We start from the raw sequence: 26237 nt of genomic DNA on the forward strand, positions 1-26237 counted from the left end.
TTCGCGGCCACAGACCGCTCCTACGGGGTTTGAGGCGCCTCGTAGGAGCGGTCATCGGCCGCGAAAGCCGCACTGCGGTCTGCCTGATACATCGCATCGCGCCCTTCGCGGCCACAGACCGCTCCTACGGGGTTTGAGGTGCCTCGTAGGAGCGGTCATCGGCCGCGAAAGCCGCACTGCGCTCCGCCTGGCGCTCCACCGCCGCCGCAATCAGCGGCGCCATCTCGCGTAGCCCTTCCAGCCCGACTTTGCCCTCTTCGAACAAGCGCAACCATTGCCGCCGCACGCGCATCACCCGCTCGTCATCGCGCAGCGGCAGGTGCTTGAGGGTGTACTCGGCCCGCGCCCGCACCGCTTCGGGCACCTGGTCGGTCAACACCAGTTGCAGCGACGGCAGCAACACCTCGAACCAGCCCTCGCGCACCTCGAACGGATCGAGAAAATCCTCGGCTTTCTTGCTGCCCTTGGCGCTGTTCATCCAGGCGTCGACATAACGGTAGTTGCTCCACTCATAGGCCATGCCACGGTCCTGGTCACAGCTGATGAAATGTTCCACGGTGCCGCTGGGAATGTACATGGCGCCGAACGCGCAGCGGTTGGCGAAGCCCTCGCCCAGTTCCGGGCGAAACGGCGACCAGTAGTCGCGTGGCCTGGCAGCGTCGGGATTGTCCTGCAACCAGGCATTGCCGCGTTGGCGGCAGCGCTCGTCGAAGCCGTGAGGTTCGGGCAGCGGATTGACGAGCTCGATCATGCCCCTGCTCCAGCCTTGGTCACCACCCAGGCGGGCCAGAAATGGTCCCCTGGGGGCAGGGTGCGCAGCAGCTGCGACTCGATCGCCGCTTCACTGGCCAGCCCCTCGGGCAACCCCGATCGCTCGCCGCGCATCCAGACCTGGGCAGCATCGATCGCCGCTTCCGCTTCCACCGAGCGCGCCTGGCGCAGGCCAAAGCTCTCGGACACCAGCCAGTTCACGGCATCGCCCTGGGGCGCCCAGACGTGTCGGTGCAGCTGTACTTCACCGGCCTGCACACCCAAGGTGAAGAGTGCATCGCGCGCTTCGACGAACTGCGTCTCCATGGAGGCCAGCACCAGCGGCGAGTGCGTGGCCACGATCATCTGCACCGCCAGGCGTTGACGGGTCAGCGCCCCGACCACGGCCATCAGCGCCGGGACGATACGGCGCTGCCACTGAGCGTGCAGATGGCATTCGACCTCATCCACCAGGAACACCAGTTCATCGCTCGGCCGCACACCGGCCAGGCGGCAGGCGCGGCGGTGCCCTTCCCAGGTCCAGACCAGCATGTAGGCCAGGGCCACCACGCGGCGGATGGCACTGGAGGTTTCGGGCAGGGGCACCTGCCCCTGGGGCCGCTGCAAGGTCGGGTACTGGGTTTCATCCAGCAGGCCGATGTGACACGGGCGACCGGGCAGCAACAGCTCCTCGCGCGAGGGCGACAGGGCATGCAGTACTTGCTTCAAGGCGGCGAACGCCTTGCAGCCATGATTGCGCTGCCAACGCACCCAGTCGCTGATCAAACCGTTGCACAAGCGACCCTGGCCAGCCATCGAAGCGCCCTGCCACAACTGGGTTTCATCGAAGTGATAGGCTGCCAGCTCGCCTGCATTGCGCAGCGGATCCCAGACGCTGAAGGTGCCGTTGGCGTGGGCATACACCACCAGCGAACGGCTCGGCGTGCTGTCGCCCAGCGCCGCCCAGCGGCCTTGCTGCCAGGCCCACTGCCCGGCGCTGCGGTCCGCACCCGTGAACCGATAGTCGATCACCGGCAATGCCGTCTTGTCGCGCGCCTTGATGGGTTTGCCCGCAGCCCAGGTACGGGTCAGCACCCACCAGGCGGCATCGAGCACGAAGCTCTTGCCCAGGCCGTTGTCACCGGTAATGAAGTTCAGCCGTGGCGCCAGCCCGATGGGCCCCAGCGCGGGAGAAGGGCCGACGCCCTTGAAGGAGAGAAAGTCGAGCATGTCCATTGCCGTCCATTGGAAGTGAACGGCAAGGGTATTCAGGGTTGCGTCGCACGGTGCCATACCCCGGTGCTACAAGGGCCGAACGCAGGCATGCGAAAAACGACCTGCCTGTGTGCAATCCGGCCATGGCGACCGTCGACGCTTGCCGAGCGCGTGCAGGGCTACCAGAATCGGCACACCGTCACGCCATTTGAAGAAGGATCAGCATCATGATGCATGCAGACTTGATTGATCAGGATGACCTGCTGGGCCAGCTACGCGCGCTGGGTTTCGACATGCCAGCCGGCGCCACGGCCGAGCAGGCCTGTGAATGCGCAGTGCGCGGCCTGGACAGCGGACGGGCCCAGGCCCTGCGCAAGATGGTGGAACAGATGCTGATGGGCAGCGCGACCATCCTGCCAGCGGTGCGCCAGGCGATCGACCGGACCTTGCTGCCAGCGTTGGCCCAGCATTCGAAACGGGCCTGAATTTCAGCGGCGGCCCTTTCGCGGCCGCTGACCGCTCCTACGGAAGGTCGCGATGCCTGAACTACCGTAGGAGCGGTCAGTGGCCGCGAAGGGTGCGCTGGGGTATCAGATCCTTACACTGGCAAAGGTCGATTCGTTGCGCGCCTGGCTCAATGCCGACAACGGACCTGCCAGCACCATGGCCTGCGGAATCGGCAACATCGCCACCTGCTGGGTGGTATTGGAACCAACCCGCTCGTCGCGCGGCGGAATTCCGAAATACTCGCGGTAGCACTTGGAGAAATGCGGCGTGGAAACGAAGCCGCACACCGACGCCACTTCGATGATCGACATGGGCGTCTGCTTGAGCAGCTGCCGCGCCCGAATCAGACGCAACTTGAGGTAATAGCGCGACGGCGAACAGTGCAGGTATTTCTGGAACAACCTCTCCAGCTGGCGCCGTGACACCGCTACATACACCGCCAGTTCGTCCAGATCGATCGGCTCTTCCAGGTTGGCTTCCATCAGCGCGACGATTTCCTGCAACTTCGGCTGGTTGGTGCCCAGCATGTGCTTGAGCGGCACGCGCTGATGATCCTGCTCGTTGCGAATGCGCTCGTAGACGAACATCTCGGAGATCGCCGCCGACAGCTCGCGGCCATGATCGCGGCTGATCAGGTGCAGCATCATGTCCAGCGGCGCGGTACCGCCCGAACTGGTAAAGCGATTGCGGTCGAGGGTGAACAGCCGCGTGCTCATGGCCACCCGAGGAAAGGCCTCCTGCATCGAGGCCAGGCATTCCCAGTGCACGCTGCATTCGAAGCCATCCAGCAGACCGGCGCAGGCCAGTGCCCAGCTACCGGTACAGACCGCACCCAGGCGCTTGGACTGCCGCGCCTGGCTCTGCAACCAGCTGACGTGGTCACGGCCCACGGCACGCTGGATACCGACACCGCCACAGACGATGACCGCGTCCAGCGGCGCAGCCTTGTGCATGGCCGCATCCGGGGTGATCTGCAGTCCGTCACTGGCCCATACCTGGCCACCGTCGGCGCTGAGGGTGGTCCACCGATACAGCTCGCGCCCGGACAACTGGTTGGCCATGCGCAGCGGTTCGACCGCCGAGGCCAGGGAGATGAGCGTGAAGTTGTCGAGCAGCAGGAAGCCGATGGACTGAGGGCTGCGAGTCTGCGGTTGAGCGCCGGGGGTGAAGGACGTCATTGCGGTATCTCCTTACGCGAAGCGGATGGTGGCCTCAGGCAGGCTCTTGTTATTACCCTCTGTTTGACAGGGGCTTTACTTTGCTACGCAAACGCCATGCCGACAATTGGTCGGAAACTCCACGGCGCCTGAAAACGACGTCGCGCAGGGCTATGCAGAGCCGTGCGCAGGGTCTTCGTCGGCGGCGTTGGATTCTTGCCAAAAGCATAGCCGCCGTGGGGTCTGAGCACTTCGGTAGCAGCCGTTGGGGCATTGCGCCGCCAAGTGTCACCGCAAGCACGTTGCCCACCGTCGCCAGGCCCTGCGCGCGTGGATCGAAGGATCTCGGGAACAGCGCGCGAAAAAGAGGCGTGGCGCTCACGCCTGCACGCTCGTGTGGCAACCTCATAGAGGTGGATGTGCGTCGATGTCGCGGGTAAGGTCGCTGCTGCAAGCCTCATGAGCTGTAAGCGACGTCACCGACACTGGATACGACTCTGTCCGCACTGGATACGACGCACCCTGTAGGCGGTTGATTTGCGCTGGTACATGATCACTCACGGCTCATCGCTGGCACCGTGTCGGCGCACCCGCCGCATGCGCGGCGATCGAGCATCCAGACAAGCGTGGCGCGCCGTCAGGCCCACGCCGAGAAAAACCGGGAGCACACCATGAAAGGTCCATCATCGATTCTGCTGGCTACTCTGCTGGGCCTGCCTGCACTGGCTCAAGCAGCGGAACCGGCGCGATGCGCCACTGTGAATTTCTCCGATGTCGGCTGGACCGACATCACCGTCACCACCGCGGTTACCAGCGCGGTGCTGCAGTCACTGGGCTACAAGACCAAGACCACCATGATTTCCGTACCGGTGACCTACAAGTCCCTGGCCGATGGCAAGAACATGGACGTCTTCCTCGGCAACTGGATGCCGACCATGGAAAACGACATCAAGCCCTACCGCGACGCCGGCACCGTGGAAACGGTACGGGCCAACCTGGAAAACGCCAAGTACACCCTGGCCGTGCCTCAAGGACTGTACGACAAGGGCCTCAAGGATTTCGCCGACATCGTCAAGTTCAAGAAGGAGCTGGACGGCAAGATCTACGGCATCGAGCCGGGCAACGACGGCAATCGCCTGATCCAGAGCATGATCGACAAGAACGCGTTCGGCCTCAAGGACGCCGGCTTCAAGGTGGTCGAATCCAGCGAGGCCGGCATGCTGTCGCAGGTCGACCGTGCTCAGCGGCGCAACACCGACGTGGTGTTCCTGGGCTGGGAACCGCACCCGATGAACACCCGCTTCAAGGTGCAGTACCTGACCGGCGGCGATGACTTCTTCGGCCCCAACTTCGGCCAGGCCACCATCTACACCAACACCCGCAAGGGCTACACCCAAGAATGCAGCAACGTTGGCCAGTTGCTGAAAAACCTGCAGTTCAGCCTGGCCATGGAGAGCACGCTGATGGGCAATGTCCTGGACGACAAGCAGAAACCCGACGCGGCCGCACGGGCCTGGCTGAAAAACAACCCACAGGTGCTCGACACCTGGCTGGCTGGCGTCACCACCATTGATGGCAAGCCGGGTCTTGAAGCCGTCAAGGCCAAGCTCGCGCAATAACGCAGGCAAGCGGGCCGGCGGTTGCCGGCCTCACCGGCCGGCACTTTGTTCCCTCGCATGCGGACACTCACTACCATGCTGACAGACCACAAGATCCCCCTGGGCGAGTACATCGCGGCGTTCGTCGATTGGCTCACTCAACACGGGGCCTCGACGTTCGATGCCATCGCATCCACGCTCGAAGCGATCATTCATGGTTTCACCGCCGGCCTCACCTGGTTCAACCCCTACGTACTCACCGCACTGATCGCCGCGCTGGCGCACTTCATCCAGCGCAAATGGGGACTCACGCTGTTCGTGGCGCTGTCGTTCCTGCTGATCCTCAACCTGGGGTACTGGCAGGAAACCATGGAGACCCTGGCGCAGGTGCTGTTCGCCACTCTGGTCTGCGTGATCATCGGCGTACCGCTGGGCATCGTGGCCGCGCACAAACCCATGTTCTACACCATGATGCGCCCGGTCCTCGACCTGATGCAGACGGTACCGACCTTCGTCTACCTGATTCCCACGCTCACCCTGTTCGGGCTGGGCGTCGTGCCAGGCCTGATTTCCACGGTGGTGTTCGCCATCGCCGCGCCGATTCGCCTCACCTACCTGGGCATCCGCGACGTGCCGCAAGAGCTGATGGACGCCGGCAAGGCCTTCGGCTGCTCGCGACGCCAACTGCTGTCGCGCATCGAACTGCCGCACGCCATGCCGAGCATCGCCGCCGGTATCACCCAGTGCATCATGCTGTCGCTGTCGATGGTGGTGATCGCCGCTCTGGTGGGCGCCGATGGCCTGGGCAAGCCGGTGGTCAACGCGCTGAACACCGCCGACATCGCCCTGGGCTTCGAAGCCGGTCTGGCTATCGTGTTGCTGGCGATCATGCTGGACCGAATCTGCAAACAACCTGACGTGAAGATAGGGGGTGATGCATGAGCATTATTCGATTCGACAACGTCGATGTGATCTTCGCCAAGGATCCACGCGAAGCATTGAAGCTGCTCGACCAGGGCCTGACCCGCAACGAGATCCTGAAAAAGACCGGGCAGATCGTGGGCGTGGAAAAAGCCAGCCTGGACGTCAACAAGGGCGAGATCTGCGTGCTGATGGGGCTATCCGGTTCGGGCAAGTCGAGCCTGCTGCGCTGCATCAACGGGTTGAACACCGTGAGCCGCGGCAAGCTGTTCGTCGAGCATGAAGATCGCCAGATCGACATCGCCTCCTGCACACCTGCGGAACTGAAGATGATGCGCACCCAGCGCATCGCCATGGTGTTCCAGAAGTTTGCCCTGATGCCCTGGCTGACGGTGCGCGAGAACATCAGCTTTGGCCTGGAGATGCAGGGCCGTCCGGAAAAGGAACGGCGCAAGCTGGTCGACGAGAAGCTGGAGCTGGTGGGCCTGACCCAGTGGCGCAACAAGAAACCCGACGAGCTGTCCGGCGGCATGCAGCAGCGTGTGGGCCTGGCCCGGGCGCTGGCCATGGATGCCGACATCCTGCTGATGGACGAGCCCTTCTCGGCGCTCGACCCATTGATCCGCCAAGGCCTGCAGGACGAGCTGCTGGAGCTGCAACGCAAGCTGAACAAGACCATCGTGTTCGTCAGCCATGACCTGGACGAAGCGCTCAAACTGGGCAGCCGCATCGCCATCATGAAAGACGGGCGGATCATTCAGTACAGCGTGCCCGAGGACATCGTGCTCAACCCGGCCGACGACTACGTGCGGACCTTCGTGGCTCACACCAATCCACTCAATGTGCTGTGCGGGCGCAGCCTGATGCGCACGCTGGACAAGTGCACGCGCGTCAATGGTTCGGTGTGCCTGGACCCAGGCGTGGATTCATGGCTGAACCTGGGCGCCGGCAACTCGCTGACCAGCGCACGTCAGGGCGATGCCGTGCTCGACCTGCAAGGCTGGGCACCGGGGCAAGCCATGGAAGGCCTGGGGCGGCGCCCGACGTTGGTCCATGCCGACATCGGCATGCGCGACGCCCTGCAGATCCGCTACCAGACCGGGCACAAACTGGTGCTGCAGGACAGCGACAAGCAGGTGGTAGGCATCCTCGGGGACACCGAGCTGTACCATGCCCTGCTGGGCAAGAACCTGGGCTGAGCCTTCCCTCTGCTGGCCACACCCTGTGGGCGCCATCCCCTGTAGGAGCGGTCAGCGGCCGCGAAGGCCTCGCCGCATTCCCCCTGATCCACCGCGCCGTCCTTTTCGCGGCCACGGACCGCTCCTACACGACTGCGCGATTCCCTGTAGGAGCGGTCAGCGGCCGCGAATGCATCACCGCAACCTACCTGACACCCCCCCTCTCGAAGCCCATTGCCTTCCCCTTCCCAATCCTCTAAAACCACGCGCACATTCACCCGTCCTTTTTTATTGATTGATCGTTCAATAAAAATAAACTAGACTGGCTTCAGTCGGCTGTCACTCACTGCCCGTACTGCAGGCCCAAGGAGATTTGCCCAATGCCCAAGGTCGGTATGCAACCCATCCGCCGCCAACAGTTGATCGAAGCCACGCTCCAGGCGGTCGATCAGGTCGGCATGAGTGACGCCAGCATCGCTTTGATTGCCCGTCTGGCCGGTGTGTCGAACGGCATCATCAGTCACTACTTTCAGGACAAGAACGGCCTGATCGCGGCGACCATGCGCCACTTGATGAACGTTCTGATCGACAACGTCGCCACACGGCGACAAGCCTTGAACGACGACAGCGCCAGGGCGCACCTGCAGGTGATCATCGAAGGCAACTTCGACGCCAGCCAGGTCAACGCTCCGGCCATGAAGACTTGGCTGGCCTTCTGGGCCACCAGCATGCATCAGCCGTCTCTGCACAGGTTGCAGCGGATCAACGATCACCGCCTGTATTCCAACCTGTGCTGCCAGTTTCGCCGTGAATTGCCGGTGGAACAGGCACGCAACGCCGCACGCGGCCTGGCCGCCCTGATCGACGGTCTGTGGTTGCGCGGCGCGCTGTCGGGCGATGCCTTCGACACCGCCCAGGCTCACCGTATCGCCTGCGAATACATGGACATGCAACTGGCAAAACAGCAGCGCTGAAGCTTCGCGCCTCGCCTGCTGCCACCTTAACTGCACCGCGAGGATCTTATGGCCCGTTTCCCAACGCAAAAACTCTACATCGATGGCGGCTACGTGGACGCCAGCGGCAGCGGCACCTTCGATGCCGTCAACCCGGCCACCGGTGAGGTGCTGGCGCAGGTCCAGCGCGCCACTGCCCAGGACGTCGAGAAAGCCGTCGCCAGCGCCGAGAAAGGCCAGAAAGTCTGGGCCGCGATGACCGCCATGGAGCGCTCGCGAGTGCTGCGCAAAGCCGTCGACCTGCTGCGCGAACGCAACGACGAACTGGCCCTGCTGGAAACCCTGGACACCGGCAAGTCCTATTCGGAAACCCGCTACGTCGACATCGTGACCGGTGCCGACGTGCTGGAATACTACGCCGGCCTGGTGCCCGCCATCGAAGGCGAACAGATCCCGCTGCGCGACACTTCCTTCGTCTACACCCGCCGCGAGCCCTTGGGCGTGACCGCCGGTATCGGCGCCTGGAACTATCCGATCCAGATCGCCTTGTGGAAGTCCGCACCGGCGCTGGCCGCCGGTAACGCGATGATCTTCAAGCCCAGCGAAGTCACCTCGCTGACCACGCTCAAGCTGGCCGAGATCTACACCGAAGCCGGTCTGCCCGATGGCGTGTTCAACGTGCTCACCGGCAGCGGCAGCGAAGTCGGTGCGTGGCTCACCGAGCATCCGCGTATCGAGAAGATCTCGTTCACCGGCGGCGTCAGCACCGGCAAGAAGGTCATGGCCAGCGCCTCGAGTTCTTCGCTCAAGGAAGTGACCATGGAACTGGGCGGCAAGTCGCCGCTGATCATTTTCGACGATGCCGACCTCGACAAGGCCGCCGATATCGCCATGATGGCCAACTTCTACAGCTCCGGCCAGGTGTGCACCAACGGCACCCGAGTGTTCGTGCCCAACGCGCTGAAGGCCCAGCTGGAAGCGAAGATCCTGGAACGTGTGCAGCGTATCCGCATCGGTAACCCTGAAGACGAGAACACCAATTTCGGTCCGCTGGTGAGCTTTGCCCACATGGAAAACGTGCTGGGCCACATCGCCAAGGGCAAGGCCGAGGGCGCGCGCCTGCTGTGCGGCGGCGAGCGGCTGAGCGACGGTGAACTGGGCAAGGGTGCGTTCGTCGCCCCGACCGTGTTCACCGACTGCAGCGACGAGATGACCATCGTGCGTGAAGAAATCTTCGGCCCGGTGATGAGCATCCTCGGCTACGACAGCGAAGAGGAAGTGATCCGCCGCGCCAACGCGACCGAGATGGGCCTGGCTGCCGGTGTGGTCACTCGCGATCTGAACCGTGCGCACCGTGTGATCCATCAGCTCGAAGCAGGCATTTGCTGGATCAACGCCTGGGGCGAGTCCGACGCGAAGATGCCGGTGGGTGGCTACAAGCAATCCGGTGTGGGCCGCGAGAACGGTATCAGTTCGCTGGCGCAGTACACCCGGATCAAATCGGTACAGGTAGAACTGGGCGATTACGTTTCGGTGTTCTGACCCCGAATCCCTTGTGGGAGCGGGCTCTGCCCGCGAATAGGCCAGACCTGACACCCTGCCTACCTTGCCATTTTTTCAAAGAGGGAACCTCCATGTCCCAGGAATTCGACTACATCATCATCGGCGCCGGTTCGGCCGGTAACACCCTGGCCACGCGCCTGACCGAAGACCCGGGCGTGACGGTTCTGCTGCTCGAAGCCGGCGGGCCGGACTACCGCCTGGACTTCCGTACCCAGATGCCCGCCGCCCTCGCCTTTCCGCTGCAGGGCCGTCGCTACAACTGGGCCTACGAGACCGAGCCCGAGCCGCACATGGACAACCGCCGCATGGAATGTGGCCGCGGCAAGGGCCTGGGCGGCTCTTCTCTGATCAATGGCATGTGCTACATCCGCGGCAACGCCATGGACTACGACGGCTGGGCCAAGCTGCCGGGCCTGGAAGACTGGAGCTATCTGGATTGCCTGCCGTATTTCCGCAAGGCCGAAACCCGTGACATCGGCCCCAACGACTACCATGGCGGCGAAGGCCCGGTCAGCGTCACCACGCCCAAGGCCGGCAACAATCCACTGTTCGCCGCCATGGTCGAAGCCGGCGTGCAGGCAGGTTTCCCGCCCACCGACGACCTCAATGGCTACCAGCAGGAAGGCTTCGGTCCCATGGACCGTACGGTGACGCCCAAGGGCCGACGCGCCAGCACCGCGCGCGGCTATCTGGACCAGGCCAAGCAACGCGACACCCTGACCATCGTCACTCACGCCCTGACCGACAAGATCGTCTTCGACGGCAAGCGCGCGGTTGGCGTCAGCTATCTGGTCGGTGACAGCGACGAGCGTATTCAAGCGCGCGCCCGCAAGGAAGTGCTGCTGTGCGGCGGCGCCATCGCCTCGCCACAGATTCTGCAGCGCTCCGGCGTCGGCCCGGCCGAGGTGCTCCAGCCCCTGGGCATCGACGTTGTGCATGACTTGCCAGGCGTGGGTCAGAACCTGCAGGACCACCTGGAAATGTACCTGCAATACAGCTGCACCCAGCCAGTCTCGCTGTACCCGTCGCTGAAGTGGTGGAACCAGCCGCAGATCGGCGCCGAATGGATGTTCCTGGGCACTGGTATCGGTGCCAGCAACCAGTTCGAGGCCGGTGGTTTCATCCGCTCGCGCCCTGAGTTCGAATGGCCGAACATCCAGTACCACTTCCTCCCGGTGGCGATCAATTACAACGGCACCAAGGGCGTTCAGGAACACGGCTTCCAGGCTCACGTGGGCTCGATGCGCTCGCCGAGTCGCGGCCGGGTCAACGTCAAGTCGAAGAACCCGCGCGACTACCCGAGCATCCTGTTCAACTACATGGCCAGCGAGCAGGACTGGCAGGAGTTCCGCGACGGCATCCGCCTGACCCGCGAGATCATGCAGCAGCCGGCGCTGGACCAGTACCGCGGGCGTGAAATCAGCCCAGGCATCGAAGTGCAGACGGACGAGCAGCTGGACCAGTTCATCCGCGAGCATGCCGAAACGGCTTATCACCCGTCGTGCTCGTGCAAGATGGGCACCGACGACATGGCTGTGGTCGATGGTCAGGGTCGCGTGCATGGCCTGCAAGGCTTGCGTGTGGTCGACGCTTCGATCATGCCGATCATCACCACCGGCAACCTGAACGCGCCGACCATCATGATCGCCGAGAAGATCGCCGACCGCATTCGTGGCCGCAAGCCCGAAGCGCGTTCGACCGCGGCCTACTATGTCGCCGGCGATGCGCCAGTACGCGGCAAGCCGATGCGCGAAGTGGGCGCGACCACCCGCGGCTGATCCAGATTTGCTCCGTGCCGGTGGCAGGCCTAAGCTGTGGGCCTGCCAGATTCCGGTTCGGTTTGCGGACTTTTTCACGGCCGCTGTCCGCGCCTACAGGACACAGTAATCCCCTGTAGGAACGGTCAGCGGCCGCGAACAGGCCGAGCACCGACGCCCCCCAGAGGCCCGTCCATGTTCGATTTCACCGCCACCTTGCAACAACGCTTCGCTGCCCTGCGCACCCGCGCCGAATTCTTCTCCCTGCGCCACGTGCGCCAATCCAGCCAGCACCTGGCCGTGCGCAAGAACATTGCCGAACCGCCGAGCCTGAGCCTCGACGAAGGCGTGATGATCACCGTTCGAGTGCATGGCGTGGAAGCCTATGCCGCCACCGGCGACCTTTCCCTGCAAGGGTTGCAGCAGGCCCTGGCGCGTGCCGAACAGCAAGCAGGCGCGATCGCCGCGCATGCCCTGCTCGACCTGCAGCAACAACCGGTCAGCAGTGCCCGCAGCGACTACCTCTCCCCCGACGTGCAGGCAGCCTTCCCGACTCTGGCCCAGTGCTACCAATTGCTCAACGAAGAGTCGGCCAGCGTGCCCGACGACTCCCGCCTGGTCAGCTGGTATGCCGGCCTGGGCGTCACCGATGTCGAACAGATCTACCTGAACAGTGCCGGCGCGCAGATCCGCCAGGCGCAGCGCTTCGTCTTTCCTGGCTTGAGCGTCACCGCTTTCGATGGCAACGACAGCCAGACCCGCAGCCTGGGCCGCGACAATTTCGGCCAGCAAGGCGGTGTCGACGTGATAGAGCGCTGCGGCATCGTCGGCGCGGCTCGCCAGGTCGCCGACCAGGCCCTGCAGTTGCTGCTGGCGCCCAACGCCCCACACGGCCCGCGCGACCTGCTGCTGACGCCCGACCAGATGATGCTGCAGATCCACGAATCCATCGGCCACCCGTTGGAGCTGGACCGCATCCTGGGTGATGAGCGCAACTACGCGGGCACCAGCTTCGTCAAGGTCGAAGACTTCGGTCACCTGCAGTATGGCTCGCCGCTGCTCAATGTGACCTTCGACCCGGACATTCCCCACGAGCTGGCCAGTTATGCCCATGACGACGACGGCACTGCAGCGAGCAAGCAGTGGCTGATTCGCGATGGCGTACTGGTCCGGCCACTGGGCGGCGCGCTATCGCAATACCGCAGCGGTATGGCCGGAGTGGCCAACAGCCGCGCCAGCAGCTGGAACCGGGCACCGATCGACCGCATGGCCAACCTCAACATCGAACCGGGCGAGCACAGCCAGGCACAATTGATCGCCGGCATCGAGCACGGCATCCTGATGTCCACCAACCGTTCCTGGTCGATCGACGATGCGCGCAACAAATTCCAGTTCGGCTGCGAATGGGGTCGGTTGATCGAGAACGGCGAACTCAAGGGCGTGGTCAAGAACCCCAACTATCGCGGTATTTCCGCCAGCTTCTGGAAAAAACTCAGCGCCGTGGGCGACGCCAGCACGCTGCAGGTGCTGGGCACGCCCAACTGCGGCAAGGGCGAGCCCAATCAGGTCATCCGTGTGGGGCACGCTTCGCCCAGTTGCGTGTTCAGCCAGATCGACGTTTTCGGAGGTGACGCATGAGCCATCACGCCGAGCATTTCCAGGCACTGGTGCAGTGGCTGCGCCAGGCTGCGGCCCCGACCCAGCGCTTCACCCTGAGCTACAACGCCGAGGCCTCGGATTTCATCCGATTCAACCACGCCCGGGTACGCCAGGCGGGGCAGGTTGCCCAGGCCACGGTGTCGCTGAAGCTGATCGAAGACGGTCGTCAGGCCGAGCTGCAACTGACCTTGGCCGAGGACCTGGAGGTGGACCGGCAGCGTCTGACCCAGGCCCTGCACCAGTTGAGCCAGACGCTGCCGCTGCTGCAACCGGACCCCTACCTGCAACTCGACACCTCGCCGTGGCAGACCCGTCATGTCGACGACACGCCCTTGCCCGATGCAGGTCAGGTGGTCGAACAGATAGGTTCGGCGGCCAGCGGCCTGGACCTGGTCGGCATCTATGCCGCGGGCACGATCTGCCGCGGTTTCGCCAACAGCGACGGGGCCTGCGGTTGGCATCAGGCCAACAGTTTCAATTTCGATTTCAGCCTCTTCCATGCCAACGGCGAGGCAGTCAAGGCGAACTATGCCGGCCAGCAGTGGCAGGCACGCGCCTTCGCCGATCGCCTGGCCCAGGCCCGCGAACAGCTGGAGTACCTGAGCCGACCGCCCAAGGTGCTGTTGCCGGGCGCGTATCGCGCCTACCTGGCGCCGGCGGCCCTGGATGAAATCATCGGCATGCTGGGCTGGGGCGGTTTCTCTGCACAAGCCATCGCCAGCAAGAACAGCCCCCTGCAACGGCTGTACGCCGGCGAGGCACGCTTGAGTGCGCAGGTGAGCTTCGAGGAGCGCATCAGCGGTTCGTTGACCCCGGCGTTTTCCCTGGAAGGCTATCCGCGCAAGGACCTCTCGCTGGTCAGCCACGGCTTGGCCGTCGAACGCCTGGTGGACTCGCGCAGCGCGGCCGAATACGGCCTGCAAGGCAACGGCGCGGACAACTCGGAAATGCCCGGCGCGCTGCAGATGGCCGCCGGTGACCTGCCTTTGGCCCAGGTGCTGCAACGCCTCGGCACCGGGCTGTACATCAGTAACCTGTGGTACCTGAACTACTCCGACATGCCAGCGGCGCGCATGACCGGGCTGACTCGGTTCGCCACTTTCTGGGTGGAGGACGGTCAGATCGTTGCACCGGTCCAGACCATGCGTTTCGACGACAGCGTCTACAGTGTCCTGGGGGACCAGCTGGAAGCGCTGACGACCGAGCGCGAGCTGATCCTCTCGACCAGCACCTACGGTGAGCGCCAGACCAGCTCCAGTTTGCTGCCCGGCGCGTTGGTGAAGCGGTTGCTGTTGACGCTGTAGGAGCGGCCCGTGGCCGCGAAAAGGGCACCGCAGAGCGTCAGGTACACCGCGGCAACCCTTCGCGGCCGGTGACCGCTCCTACGACAGGTCGCGGCACTGCGGTCACTGTAGGAGCGGCCCGTGGCCGCGAAAGGCGCACCGCAGAGCGTCAGGCATACCGCGGTGACCGCTCCTACGGGGTTTGCCACGAACATTCGTCATTCACCTCAAACAACAAGAGGCCCCATGTCCACGCGCCCAACACTGGATCCCGCTACCACTCGCTGGCTGCCCTGGGTCATCGCCATTGCCTTCTTCATGCAGGCCCTGGACGGCACCATCCTCAACACCGCGCTGCCGGCCATGGCCAGCGACCTGGCGGAAAACCCGTTGCGCATGCAATCGGTGATCATCGCCTACATGCTGACGGTCGCGCTGCTGATCCCCGCCTCAGGCTGGATTTCCGACCGCTTCGGCACGCGCAAGGTGTTCTTCAGCGCCATCATGCTGTTCAGCATCGGCTCGCTGCTGTGCGCGCTTTCCCAGAGCCTGGCGATGCTGGTCGCGGCTCGGGTGATTCAGGGCCTGGGCGGTGCCCTGATGCTCCCGGTGGGCCGGCTGGTGGTGCTGCGCGCCTACCCGCGCTCGGAGCTGGTGCGCATCCTCAGCTTCATCACCGTGCCTGCCTTGCTCGGCCCGCTGCTGGGGCCGACCCTGGGTGGCTGGATGGTCGAATGGCTGAGCTGGCACTGGATCTTCCTCATCAACCTGCCGGTGGGCGCACTGGGCTGCTGGGCGGTGTGGCACTTCGTACCCGACCTGCGCGGCGCCGAACGCACGCGCTTCGATGGCATCGGCTTCGTGCTGTTCGGGGCGGCGATGGTACTCATCACCATCGCCATGGAGGGCCTGGGCGAGCTGCACTTGCCGCACCTGCGGGTGATGCTGCTGCTGTTCGTCGGCATGGCCTGCCTGGCCGCCTACTGGCTGCGGGCGGGGCAGATCGACAACCCGCTGTTCTCGCCGAACCTGTTTCGCACGCGCACTTTCGCCATCGGCATTCTCGGCAATCTGTTCGCTCGCCTGGGCAGTGGCGCCCTGCCGTTCATGGTGCCGTTGCTGCTGCAAGTCGCCCTGGGGCATTCGCCTTCGGAAGCCGGCATGAGCATGATTCCGCTGGCGGCAGCCGCCATGGTTTCCAAGTCGTTTTCCCGGCCGATCATCGAACGCTTCGGCTATCGCATCGTGCTCACCGGCAACACCTTGCTGCTGGGCGTGTTGCTGGCCAGCCTCGGCCTGGTCTCGGAAACCACCCCCTACTGGCTGCTGTTGACCCAACTGGGCTTGCTCGGCGCAGTCAACTCGCTGCAGTTCGCGGCGATGAACACCGTGACCCTGATCGATCTGGACGACGAAAGCGCCAGCAGTGGCAACGGTCTGCTCTCGGTGGTGGCGCAGCTCTCCCTCGGCCTGGGCGTGGCCTGCGCCGGTGCTCTGCTGGGCGGATTCACTGCGTCCCTGGGCAACGAGGGGGTGGACACGGTGCTGGGTGCGTTCCAGGCCACGTTCCTGACCATCGGGTTGATGGCGATGCTGGCTGCCGGGATCTTCGTGCAACTGTCCGACAGCGATGGACGGCGCGCACCTCGTCAGGAACCTCCGGTGGAGCACTAAGCAGGCTTAGGGCGAAAGGCCACGGGGCTGATACACTGCGCGACATTTTGTTTTGCAGGCCCGTCCCGTGACCACCATTGCCACTGCTTTCAACACGCTGCCTCTGTCCGCCGCCATGCTGGCCAACCTGGAATCCCTCGGGTATGCCCAGATGACGCCGATCCAGGCGCAGAGCCTGCCGGTGATTCTCAAGGGCATGGACCTGATCGCCCAGGCCAAGACCGGCAGCGGCAAGACGGCCGCGTTCGGCATCGGCCTGCTGAACCCGATCAACCCGCGCTATTTCGGCTGCCAGGCGCTGATCATGTGCCCCACGCGCGAGCTGGCCGACCAGGTGGCCAAGGAAATCCGTCGCCTGGCCCGCGCCGAAGACAACATCAAGGTGCTGACCCTGTGCGGCGGCGTGTCGTTCGGCCCGCAGATCGCCTCGCTGGAACACGGCGCGCACATCATCGTCGGCACGCCGGGACGCATCCAGCAACACCTGCGCAAAGGTTCGCTGGTGCTCGACGGGCTCAACACGCTGGTGCTCGACGAAGCCGACCGCATGCTCGACATGGGCTTCTACGACTCTATCGCCGACATCATCGAGCAGACCCCGGAACGCCGGCAGACCTTGCTGTTCTCGGCCACCTACCCGGTCGGCATCAAGCAGCTGTCGTCCAAGTTCATGCGCGATCCACAGCAGGTCAAGGCCGAGGCACTGCATGCCGACAGCCAGATCGAGCAGCGCTTCTACGAAATCTCGCCGGATGACCGCATGGCCGCCGTGGTGCGCGCCCTGGGCCACTTCCGCCCACAGTCCTGCGTTGCCTTCTGCTACACCAAGCAGCAATGCCAGGAAGTGGTCGATCACCTGACCAGCAAGGGGATCAGCGCCGTGGCGCTGCATGGCGACCTGGAACAGCGCGACCGCGACCAGGTTCTGGCAATGTTCGCCAACCGCAGTACGTCGGTGCTGGTGGCCACCGACGTGGCCGCCCGTGGCCTGGACATCGATGCCCTGGACATGGTGATCAACGTCGAGCTGGCGCGTGACTCGGAAATCCACATCCACCGCGTGGGCCGTACCGGTCGCGCTGGCGAGAAAGGCCTGGCGATCAGCTTCGTCGCCCCCGCCGAGGCGCACCGCGCCCAGGCCATCGAGCAACTGCAGAAGTCGCCGCTGGCCTGGGCCGAACTCGACAGCCTGACTTCCAAGGGCGGCGAGCCGCTGCTGCCGCCAATGAGCACCCTGTGCATCGGCGCCGGGCGCAAGGACAAGGTACGGCCGGGCGATATCCTCGGCGCGCTGACTGGCGATGCGGGCATTCCCGGCACCCAGGTCGGCAAGATCGCCATTTTCGATTTCCAGGCGTTCGTGGCCGTGGAGCGCGGAATCGCCAAGCAGGCGCTGCAGCGTCTGAACAGCGGCAAGATCAAGGGCCGTTCGCTGCGCGTACGGATTCTCTGACCGCAGGCCAGGCCTCTTCGCGGGCAGAGGGCTCGCCGCCCGCCCCGCTCCCACAGGGTGATGTCCGAACGCTTAACCTTGTGGGAGCGGGCTCCCACAGGGCGAGGTCCGAACGCCTAACCTTGTGGGAGCGGGGCTCTGCCCGCGAAGAGGCCTCCCCTGACACCCCCGATTCGAGAGGACCACGCAGTGCGCTCTACCCCCGTCATCATCATCGGCGCCGGTGCCGCCGGCCTCATGTGCGCCTTGAGCGCTGCACAGCGAGGTCGCGAGGTGCTGCTGATCGACCACGCCAACAAGCCGGGCAAGAAGATCCTCATGTCCGGCGGCGGTCGCTGCAACTTCACCAACATGTACACCGAACCGGCCAACTTCCTCTCGCAGAACCCGCACTTCTGCAAGTCTGCCCTGGCGCGCTATACCCAGTGGGATTTCATCGCCATGGTGGCCAAGCACGGCGTGCTCTACCACGAGAAGAAACTCGGCCAGCTGTTCTGCGACAACAAGTCCAGTGACATCCTCGGCCTGCTGCTGGACGAGTGCGAAAGCGCCGGCGTCGAGTTGCGCATGGACACCTCGGTGCAGTCCATCGAGAAAACCGCCGACGGCTATCGTTTGCAGACTTCACTGGGCCTGCTGGCGTGCCAGTCGTTGGTGGTGGCCACTGGCGGGCTGTCGATTCCGACCCTGGGCGCGACCGGCTTCGGCTACCAGATCGCCCGCCAGTTCGGTCACAGTGTGCTGCCCACCCGCGCAGGGCTGGTGCCGTTCACCATCACCGACCAGCTCAAGGACATCTGCACCGAGTTGTCCGGCACCTCGGTGGATTGTGTGGCCAGCTGCAACGACCAGGCGTTTCGCGAGAACCTGCTGTTCACCCATCGCGGCCTGAGCGGGCCGGCGATCCTGCAGATTTCCTCGTTCTGGCAGCCCGGCGACACCGTCGAGATCAACCTGCTGCCCGATCACGATGCGTTGGCGTGGCTGCAGCAACAGCAGGCCGAGCGGCCCAATTCGGAGCTCAAGACCCTGCTGGGTGAAGTCTTCACCAAGAAAATGGCCAACCTGCTGGCCGAACACTGGTTCGTGTCCAAGCCGATGAAGCAGTACACCCCGGCCGAGCTGCAAACGGTTGCAAATACGCTGGGCGCCTGGCAGTTGGTGCCGGCCGGCACCGAAGGCTATCGCACCGCCGAGGTGACCTTGGGCGGCGTCGATACCCGCGAGGTGTCGTCCAAGACCCTGGAATCGCTGAAGAGCCCTGGGTTGTATTTCATCGGCGAAGTGCTCGATGTCAGCGGGCATCTGGGCGGCTTCAATTTCCAGTGGGCGTGGGCCTCCGGATACGCCGCCGCGCAGTACGTGTAGCACGCCGGGGATCTGCGGCGCTGCCGGACGCGGCTCGCGCCGCTGCTACAGAGTCCCCACACTCTCTCGATCCGCCACCGCCCCTGTAGCAGCGGCGCAAGCCGCGTCAGGGGCCGCCGCGCAGTATCGGGCGTGCGCCGACAATGGTAGATTGACGCCGTTCATCAGTTCTCTCGCCTACAGGTCGACTCCTTCTTCATGGCATCCAGGTCGTTCCGCCAATCAATGCGCCGCTTGTGGGCGCTGGACAAGTTCAGCTACAGCGTACGGGTGTTCATCGCGCTGTCCGGCAGCATGGCGCTGTGCTGGTACGAAAACGAGATGCGCCTGCTGGTGCCACTGTTCCTGGGCATCATCGCCTGCGCCCTGGCCGAAACCGACGACAACTGGCAAGGCCGCATCCGCGCCCTGGCAGCCACCCTGTCGTGCTTCACCGTCGCCGCTTTCGCCGTTGAACTGCTGTTCCCCTACCCCTACATCTTCGTCACGGCCCTGGCCGTGGCCAGCTTCGCCCTGACCATGCTCGGCGCGCTCGGCGAGCGCTACGGTGCCATCGCCTACGCCACCCTGATCCTCTCGGTCTACACCATGATCGGCGTCGACCAGCGCGGCGGCGAAGTCAGCAACCTGTGGCGCGAGCCGGTGCTGCTGGTGGCCGGCGCCGCCTGGTATGGCCTGCTGTCGGTGCTGTGGCAGGTGCTGTTTTCCAACCAGCCGGTGCAACAGGCCCTGGCGCGACTGTTCAGCGAACTGGGGCAGTACCTCAAGCTCAAGTCGAGCCTGTTCGAACCGATCCGCCAGCTAGACGTGGAAGCCCGCCGCCTGGAGCTCGCCAAGCAGAACGGTCGGGTCGTGGCCGCGCTCAACGCGGCCAAGGAAATCATCCTGCACCGGGTCGGCAACGGTCGTCCCGGCTCCAAGGTCAGCCGCTACCTGAAACTCTACTTCCTGGCCCAGGACATCCACGAGCGCGCCAGTTCCTCGCACTACCCCTACAACGCATTGGCCGACGCCTTCTTCCACAGTGATGTGCTGTTTCGCTGTCAGCGTCTGCTGCGCCAGCAGGGCGTGGCCTGCCAGCGGCTGGGCGAGTCGATCCAGTTGCGCCAGCCGTTCATCTACGACGACAGCTTCGCCGAGGCCTTGAGCGACCTGCACGCTTCGCTCGAACACCTGCGGATCCAGAGCAACCCGGCCTGGCGCGGCCTGTTGCGGTCGCTGCGCGCGCTGGCGGCCAACCTCGGCACCCTCGACCGCCTGCTCAGCGACGCCGGCAATCCCGACCGTCTGGCCGACGCCCGCGACAGCAGCCTGCTGGACCGCTCGCCGCACACCCTGAAGGACTTCTGGGGCCGCATCCGGCAAAACCTAACGCCTACCTCGCTGCTTTTCCGCCATGCCCTGCGCCTGCCCCTGGCACTGGTGATCTGCTACGCCATGGTGCACCTGATCCACCCCAGCCAGGGCTACTGGATCATGCTGACGACCTTGTTCGTGTGCCAGCCCAGCTACGGCGCCACCCGGCGCAAGCTGGGCCAGCGGATCATCGGCACCGCCATCGGCCTGACCGTGGGCTGGGCGCTGTTCGACCTGTTCCCCAGCCCCATCGTGCAGTCGCTGTTCGCCATCGGCGCCGGCCTGGTGTTCTTCGTCAACCGCACCACGCGCTACACCCTGGCAACCGCCGCCATCACCTTGATGGTGCTGTTCTGCTTCAACCAGACGGGCGACGGCTATGGGCTGTTCCTGCCGCGGCTGTTCGACACCCTGCTCGGCAGCCTGATCGCCGGCCTGGCGGTGTTCCTGTTCCTGCCCGACTGGCAAGGTCGCAAGCTGAACAAGGTGCTGGCCAACACCTTGACCTGCAACAGCATCTACCTGCGCCAGATCATGCAGCAATACGCCAACGGCAAGAGCGACGACCTCGCCTATCGCCTGGCACGACGCAACGCCCACAATGCCGACGCTGCGCTCTCCACCACCCTGGCCAACATGCTCATGGAGCCCGGCCACTTCCGCAAGGAAGCCGACGTCGGCTTCCGCTTCCTGGTGCTGTCGCACACCCTGCTCAGCTACCTGTCCGGGCTGGGTGCCCACCGTGGCACCGAGCTGCCGGCCGAGGCGCGCGAACAATTGATCGGCGGGGCCGGCGAAAGCCTGGCGCGCAGCATCGACGAAATCGCCACGGGCCTCGCCACACGTGTGCCGGTGCAGGTGCAGAGCGACAGCGAGGAAGTGCTGGCCGACGAACTGGAACAGATGCCCGAGGAGGTCGACGAAGGCCAGCGTCTGATGCAGACCCAGCTGGCGCTGATCTGTCGGCAGCTGGGGCCACTGCGCACCCTGGCCGCGCACTTGATCAAAGGCCCGACCTCAGCTGCCGCCAGCTAGAGGCGCAACCGAAACCTTGAACGAGGTAACCATGGCCATCGAATGGATGTGCATGCACCACAGCGAGCTGGATGTGCAGCAGCTGTACGAAATCCTGCGCCTGCGCAGCGAAGTCTTCGTGGTCGAGCAGCAATGCCCCTATCAGGACGTCGATGGGCAGGACCTGCACGCCGACACCTGTCACCTGCTGGCTTGGAGCGAGGGCCGCCTGGTGGCCTACCTGCGCCTGCTCGACCCTTCCACACAGGGCGGTGACGTGGTGATCGGCCGAGTGATCACTGCCCCATCTGCGCGCGGTACCGGCCTGGGCCACGCGCTGCTGGCCAACGCTCTGGAGCACGCCGCGCGGCGCTGGCCGCAAATGCCGATAAAGCTATCGGCCCAGGCTCATCTGCAAGGCTATTACGGCCGCTACGGCTTCATTGCCCACGGCCAGGAATACCTGGAGGACAACATTGCGCACATCGCCATGTACCGACGTGTCGAGGCTCAGGGGTAACCGAGTACCTGACGGATCTGCCCCAGGTTCTGGCCGATCCATTCACGGTCGATCGCGCCCCACTGCCTGATCACGTAGCGGCCGATGTGGTTGCGCTCGCCATCCTGCTGCTCGAATTCGCAGGCGATGTCCAGGTCGGCCAGCGCCGCAATGGTGTCCTGGGCCGTGCGCCGGGGCATCCCGGTGGCCTCGATGAGGGCCGGCACGGTGGCCGCCTGGCCACTGTCGATCAGCCAGGCCACGTAGAGCCGGCGATAGAAACTGCTGCGGGTCTTGCTGACTTGCATGGGGATATCCTTCACGGCGGCGGGGGCAGATCACGGTAGGTCAGGTAGACACGCAGGTCGAATTCCAACTGTTGATAACCGGGCAGCATGTGTTCGCACAGCTGGTAGAACGCCTTGTTGTGGTCGCTCTCGCGGAAATGCGCCAGCTCATGCACCACGATCATCTGCAGAAACTGCGGCGCCGCGTCCTTGAACAGCGAAGCGATGCGGATTTCCTTCTTGGCCTTGAGCTTGCCGCCCTGAACCCGCGAAACCGCGGTGTGCAGGCCCAGTGCGCGATGCGTCAGGTCCAGGCGGTTGTCGAACAGGACCTTGTCGATGGCCGGCGCGTTGCGCAGGTACTCCTGCTTCAGGGCCATGGCATAGTTGTACAGCGCCTTGTCGCTCTGCACGGCGTGGCGATCCGGATAGCGCTGGCTCAGGTAGTCCGCCAGCTGTCCGCGCGCGATCAGTTGCCGGACCTGCTCCTGCAGTGCGGGTGGGTAGGCTTGCAGGTACTTCAGCGCGGTCATGGTGCCTGTTTCGACTTGAGAAAGGTGTCCAGTGTAACGCCTGCGCGGCGCTGGCGTCACACCGCTGCCGGCTGCACGCCCGCGCTGACCAGCGGAAAGTCGCTGGCGGCCTGCGCCGTCAATGGCCGGGCGATCACGAAGCCCTGGATCCACTCGCAACCGGCGGCGCGCAGCCACTGACATTGCTCGGCGGTTTCCACCCCCTCGGCGATCACCGTGATGTCGAACGCGTTGCAGGCCTGGATCACACTGCGCGCGAACACGCCATCGGGCTTGGAGTCGGGCAGTCGAGCGATCAAGTGACGGTCCAGCTTGAGCGTGTCGATGGGCAAGTCGCGCAGCAGTTTCAGCGAGCACGGGCCGGTACCGAAATCATCCAGGGCGATGCGCACCCCCAGGTTGCGCAACTGCTGCAACTGCGCGGTGGCCTGGGGCAGGTTGTGCATCAGCGAGCACTCCACTACCTCCACCTCGAGCTGACGCGGGCGCAACCCATGCAAGGCAATCGCGCGTTGCAGTTCGGCCACCAGGTTGGGCATGGCGAACTGGGCATTGCTCAGGCTGATGCTGAGCACCAGTTCGGCGGGAAAACGGCTGGACCAGGCGCGGCGCTGGGCAGCGCCTTCGGTGTAGATCCAGCTCGCCAGGCGACTGATCAGTCGCGCCTGTTCGAGCAAGGGAATGAACAGCCCCGGCTGTACGTCGCCGACGCTGGGATGACACCAGCGCAACAGCGCCTCGAAACCGCGCAGACGCCCATCGAGCAGGGACACCTGCGGCTGGTAGACCAAACTGAAATCACGGTTCTCGATGGCTTCACCGACACTGGTTTCCAGCAGCAGACGCGAGCGCGCGCGACCGTTCAAATCCTGATCGTAATAGCGGTATTGCTGGCGACCGGCCTGCTTGGCGGCATACATGGCGATATCGGCAGCGCGCAGCAGGCTGTCCAGATTGGTGCCACATTCGGGGTAGGTGGCAATGCCGATGCTGACGCCCAGGCTGATGTCCACTCCATCCACGGTCTGCTCGATGGCGATGCGTTCCATGAGCTTTTCGGCCACCTTGGCGGCCTGCTCGGGGTAGTCGAGGTTGTCCAGCAGCGCAGTGAATTCGTCGCCACCCATGCGCGCCACCACGTCGAAGGGCCGCAGCACCGCTTTGAGCTGTTCGGCCACCCAGCGCAGGGCCCTGTCCCCAGCGTCGTGACCATGGCTGTCGTTGATACGCTTGAAGCCGTCCAGATCCAGATACAGCAGCGCCTGAGCCTTTTCCGCACGCTCGTTGCGCACCAGCGCGCTCTCCACGGCCTGATAGAAACCGCGGCGGTTGAGCAGCCCGGTCAGCGGGTCGGTCACCGCCTGGTATTCCAACTGCTGGTGCAGGCTGCGCACCACCGACATGTCGAGGATCGTCACCACCATGGCGCGCTGCTCGCCGGGCAACGGCGCGCACGACAGAGCCACCGGCAACTGCTGGCCGTTGGCCGTGCGCAGCAGCGCATCATGCACCCGGTAGGTATTGCGCGTGCTGTAGGCGCGGTAGAAGTCGGACTCGGACCATTCGGGAATCTGCGGCTTGTGCAGGTAATCCGCCAGCACGCCGCGCTGCAGTTGCTCGACCGTGGCGCCCAGCAGGCGCGAGATGGCCGGATTGGCGAAGGTGATCAGACCGTGCTCGTTGACCACCAGAATGCCCTCACCGGCATTTTCCAGCACCGAGGCATTGAAGGCGCGGGCCGCTTCCAGGTCACGGCTCAAACGCTGCAGGTCACGCCGGTTGCGCTGCTGTTCGAGCAGCGCCTGGACCTTGGGCCGCAGGATCTGCGGGTCGAACGGTTTGAACAGATAGTCCACCGCCCCTGTGGCGTAGCCCTTGAGCACGGAAGCCTGCGACTGCTCGTTGGCAGTCAGGAAGATGATCGGGGTAAAGCGCGTGCGCTGGCTGCCGCGCATCAGACGAGCCACTTCGAAACCGTCCATGCCCGGCATCTGCACGTCGAGCAGCACCAGATCGACCTCATGCTCGAGCAGTTTGCCCAGCGCTTCGACACCGGAAGCTGCGGTCACCACCTGCCAGTCCTGGCGCTCGAGCAGGGCTCTCATGCTCAGCAGGTTTTCCGGATAATCGTCGACCACCAACAACGTGGAACCACCGTCAACGGACGGATCAGGGGCGCATTCCATGCTAATACTCGTTCAGACGTGCTGAATCCGGATTCGCCCGGAAACTTCTTGCGTTACTTTAGACGGGCTCGGCACAAAGCTGTAGGACAATTTCCCACGGTTTGCGTCACGAATGAGCACTCGCCGATGGACGGCGCGCCCTGCTCAAAAGGCAGTACCCTGCCCAGAACACCGCGCCAGAACGAAAAAACCCGCCAACAGGCGGGTTTTTCGACAGCGGTAAGGCTTAGTTGACCTTGGCGTTCAACTCGCCGCTGGCATAGCGCTGGAACATGCCTTCCAGGGAGATCGGCTTGATCTTCGAGGCGTTGCCGGCGGTGCCGAATGCTTCGTAGCGGGCGATGCAGACGTCACGCATGGCTTTCACGGTTTCGGCGAAATATTTGCGCGGGTCGAACTCGGCCGGGTTCTGCGCCATGAAACGGCGGATCGCACCGGTGGAGGCCAGGCGCAGGTCAGTGTCGATGTTGACCTTGCGCACGCCGTACTTGATACCTTCGACGATTTCCTCGACCGGCACGCCGTAGGTTTCCTTGATGGCGCCGCCGTACTCGTTGATGATCGCCAGCCATTCCTGCGGCACCGACGAGGAGCCGTGCATCACCAGGTGAGTGTTGGGAATGCGCGCATGGATCGCCTTGATGCGGTCGATCGCCAGGATGTCGCCGGTAGGCGGCTTGGTGAACTTGTAGGCGCCGTGGCTGGTGCCGATGGCGATGGCCAGGGCGTCGACCTGGGTCTTGGCGACGAAATCGGCCGCCTCTTCCGGGTCGGTGAGCATCTGGCTGTGATCCAGGATGCCTTCGGCGCCCACGCCGTCTTCTTCACCGGCCTGACCGGTTTCCAGCGAACCCAGGCAGCCCAGCTCGCCCTCTACCGACACACCGCAGGCGTGGGCGAAGGACACGGTCTGCGAAGTCACGCGCACGTTGTAGTCGTAGTCGGTGGGGGTCTTGCCGTCGACGCCCAACGAGCCGTCCATCATCACCGAGCTGAAGCCCAGCTGGATCGAACGCTGGCAGATGTCGGGGCTGGTGCCGTGGTCCTGGTGCATGCACACCGGGATATGCGGGAACTCTTCGATCGCCGCCAGGATCAAGTGACGCAGGAACGGGGCACCGGCGTATTTGCGGGCGCCGGCCGAAGCCTGGACGATGACCGGGGAGTCGGTCTTGTCGGCCGCTTCCATGATGGCGCGCATCTGCTCGAGGTTGTTGACGTTGAAAGCTGGAACGCCGTAGCCGAATTCGGCGGCGTGGTCCAGCATCTGGCGCATGCTGATAAGTGCCATTGTAGTTGTGTCTCCCGGTTCAGGGTCGTTGATCG

General features: G+C 64.3%; 21 protein-coding genes. 14 read left to right on the top strand and 7 right to left on the bottom strand.

The window, feature by feature from the left end; all coding sequences use genetic code 11:
• Nucleotides 1-124: 124 nt before the first annotated feature.
• Entirely contained in the window at nucleotides 125-751 is a 627-nt protein-coding gene (locus tag IFT44_RS18000) for a hypothetical protein (RefSeq protein WP_192176342.1), read from the bottom strand.
• On the bottom strand, nucleotides 748-1980 hold the full coding sequence (locus IFT44_RS18005; protein WP_192059499.1) for an AAA family ATPase: 1233 nt from the start codon (nucleotides 1978-1980) through the stop codon (nucleotides 748-750). The genes IFT44_RS18000 and IFT44_RS18005 overlap by 4 nt, the downstream gene beginning before the upstream one ends.
• Nucleotides 1981-2192: 212 nt before the next feature.
• Here IFT44_RS18005 and IFT44_RS18010 point away from each other — a divergent pair, with 212 nt between their 5' ends.
• Entirely contained in the window at nucleotides 2193-2450 is a 258-nt protein-coding gene (locus IFT44_RS18010; protein WP_185794758.1) for a hypothetical protein, read from the top strand.
• Between the two features lie 105 nt (nucleotides 2451-2555).
• Here the strand turns inward: IFT44_RS18010 and gbdR are convergent, their stop codons facing one another.
• The gene (gbdR, locus tag IFT44_RS18015) at nucleotides 2556-3650 is read right to left on the bottom strand and encodes a choline metabolism transcriptional regulator GbdR (protein WP_122479798.1); all 1095 of its coding nucleotides are present in this window, start codon (nucleotides 3648-3650) and stop codon (nucleotides 2556-2558) included.
• A gap of 650 nt (nucleotides 3651-4300) precedes the next feature.
• On the opposite strand from gbdR, the gene IFT44_RS18020 reads away from it, so the two are divergent.
• From IFT44_RS18020 to IFT44_RS18080, 13 genes are all read left to right on the top strand, one after another.
• Complete coding sequence (locus IFT44_RS18020) at nucleotides 4301-5248, top strand: choline ABC transporter substrate-binding protein (RefSeq protein WP_122479799.1); 948 nt, start codon at nucleotides 4301-4303, stop codon at nucleotides 5246-5248.
• Nucleotides 5249-5323: 75 nt separating this feature from the next.
• Nucleotides 5324-6169, top strand: coding sequence for a choline ABC transporter permease subunit (gene choW, locus IFT44_RS18025; protein WP_043192362.1), 846 nt, complete (start codon nucleotides 5324-5326; stop codon nucleotides 6167-6169).
• The gene (gene choV, locus IFT44_RS18030) at nucleotides 6166-7347 is read left to right on the top strand and encodes a choline ABC transporter ATP-binding protein (protein ID WP_192059496.1); all 1182 of its coding nucleotides are present in this window, start codon (nucleotides 6166-6168) and stop codon (nucleotides 7345-7347) included. The genes choW and choV overlap by 4 nt, the downstream gene beginning before the upstream one ends.
• Before the next feature lie 359 nt (nucleotides 7348-7706).
• Nucleotides 7707-8300 carry a transcriptional regulator BetI gene (betI, locus tag IFT44_RS18035; protein WP_122479801.1) on the top strand — a complete coding sequence of 198 codons (594 nt, stop codon included), beginning with the start codon at nucleotides 7707-7709 and terminating at the stop codon, nucleotides 8298-8300.
• Nucleotides 8301-8348: 48 nt separating this feature from the next.
• Nucleotides 8349-9821 carry a betaine-aldehyde dehydrogenase gene (betB, locus tag IFT44_RS18040; protein WP_185794756.1) on the top strand — a complete coding sequence of 491 codons (1473 nt, stop codon included), beginning with the start codon at nucleotides 8349-8351 and terminating at the stop codon, nucleotides 9819-9821.
• A gap of 92 nt (nucleotides 9822-9913) precedes the next feature.
• Entirely contained in the window at nucleotides 9914-11620 is a 1707-nt protein-coding gene (gene betA, locus IFT44_RS18045; protein WP_192176343.1) for a choline dehydrogenase, read from the top strand.
• A 174-nt stretch (nucleotides 11621-11794) separates the two neighbouring features.
• A complete protein-coding gene (locus IFT44_RS18050; RefSeq protein WP_192176344.1) occupies nucleotides 11795-13237 on the top strand; it encodes a TldD/PmbA family protein in 1443 nt (480 codons plus the stop codon).
• Nucleotides 13234-14562, top strand: a complete 1329-nt coding sequence (locus tag IFT44_RS18055) for a TldD/PmbA family protein (protein WP_192176345.1) — start codon at nucleotides 13234-13236, stop codon at nucleotides 14560-14562. Before IFT44_RS18050 ends, IFT44_RS18055 begins: the two co-directional genes overlap by 4 nt.
• A gap of 225 nt (nucleotides 14563-14787) precedes the next feature.
• Nucleotides 14788-16215, top strand: coding sequence for a multidrug transporter subunit MdtD (gene mdtD, locus IFT44_RS18060; RefSeq protein ID WP_122479806.1), 1428 nt, complete (start codon nucleotides 14788-14790; stop codon nucleotides 16213-16215).
• A gap of 115 nt (nucleotides 16216-16330) precedes the next feature.
• Nucleotides 16331-17668, top strand: a complete 1338-nt coding sequence (gene dbpA / locus IFT44_RS18065; protein ID WP_240998843.1) for an ATP-dependent RNA helicase DbpA — start codon at nucleotides 16331-16333, stop codon at nucleotides 17666-17668.
• Between the two features lie 189 nt (nucleotides 17669-17857).
• Nucleotides 17858-19036 (top strand): aminoacetone oxidase family FAD-binding enzyme, encoded by a 1179-nt coding sequence (locus tag IFT44_RS18070; protein WP_192103195.1) that lies wholly within the window; start codon nucleotides 17858-17860, stop codon nucleotides 19034-19036.
• 198 nt (nucleotides 19037-19234) lie between these two features.
• Nucleotides 19235-21427 (top strand): YccS family putative transporter, encoded by a 2193-nt coding sequence (yccS, locus tag IFT44_RS18075; RefSeq protein ID WP_192176346.1) that lies wholly within the window; start codon nucleotides 19235-19237, stop codon nucleotides 21425-21427.
• 31 nt (nucleotides 21428-21458) lie between these two features.
• Nucleotides 21459-21926 (top strand): GNAT family N-acetyltransferase, encoded by a 468-nt coding sequence (locus IFT44_RS18080; protein WP_192176347.1) that lies wholly within the window; start codon nucleotides 21459-21461, stop codon nucleotides 21924-21926.
• Here the strand turns inward: IFT44_RS18080 and IFT44_RS18085 are convergent.
• The 4 genes from IFT44_RS18085 to fba all read right to left on the bottom strand — a co-directional run bounded on the left by IFT44_RS18085 (nucleotide 21917) and on the right by fba (nucleotide 26202).
• Complete coding sequence (locus tag IFT44_RS18085) at nucleotides 21917-22213, bottom strand: winged helix-turn-helix domain-containing protein (RefSeq protein ID WP_049861413.1); 297 nt, start codon at nucleotides 22211-22213, stop codon at nucleotides 21917-21919. The genes IFT44_RS18080 and IFT44_RS18085 overlap by 10 nt on opposite strands.
• A gap of 11 nt (nucleotides 22214-22224) precedes the next feature.
• A complete protein-coding gene (locus IFT44_RS18090; RefSeq protein WP_185794749.1) occupies nucleotides 22225-22725 on the bottom strand; it encodes a M48 metallopeptidase family protein in 501 nt (166 codons plus the stop codon).
• Between the two features lie 56 nt (nucleotides 22726-22781).
• The gene (locus IFT44_RS18095; protein WP_192176348.1) at nucleotides 22782-24911 is read right to left on the bottom strand and encodes a putative bifunctional diguanylate cyclase/phosphodiesterase; all 2130 of its coding nucleotides are present in this window, start codon (nucleotides 24909-24911) and stop codon (nucleotides 22782-22784) included.
• A 226-nt stretch (nucleotides 24912-25137) separates the two neighbouring features.
• Entirely contained in the window at nucleotides 25138-26202 is a 1065-nt protein-coding gene (fba, locus tag IFT44_RS18100) for a class II fructose-bisphosphate aldolase (RefSeq protein ID WP_043192347.1), read from the bottom strand.
• Nucleotides 26203-26237: the final 35 nt, after the last annotated feature.

The organism is Pseudomonas sp. CFBP 13710 (genome assembly GCF_014842235.1).
Lineage (GTDB): Bacteria > Pseudomonadota > Gammaproteobacteria > Pseudomonadales > Pseudomonadaceae > Aquipseudomonas > Aquipseudomonas baltica.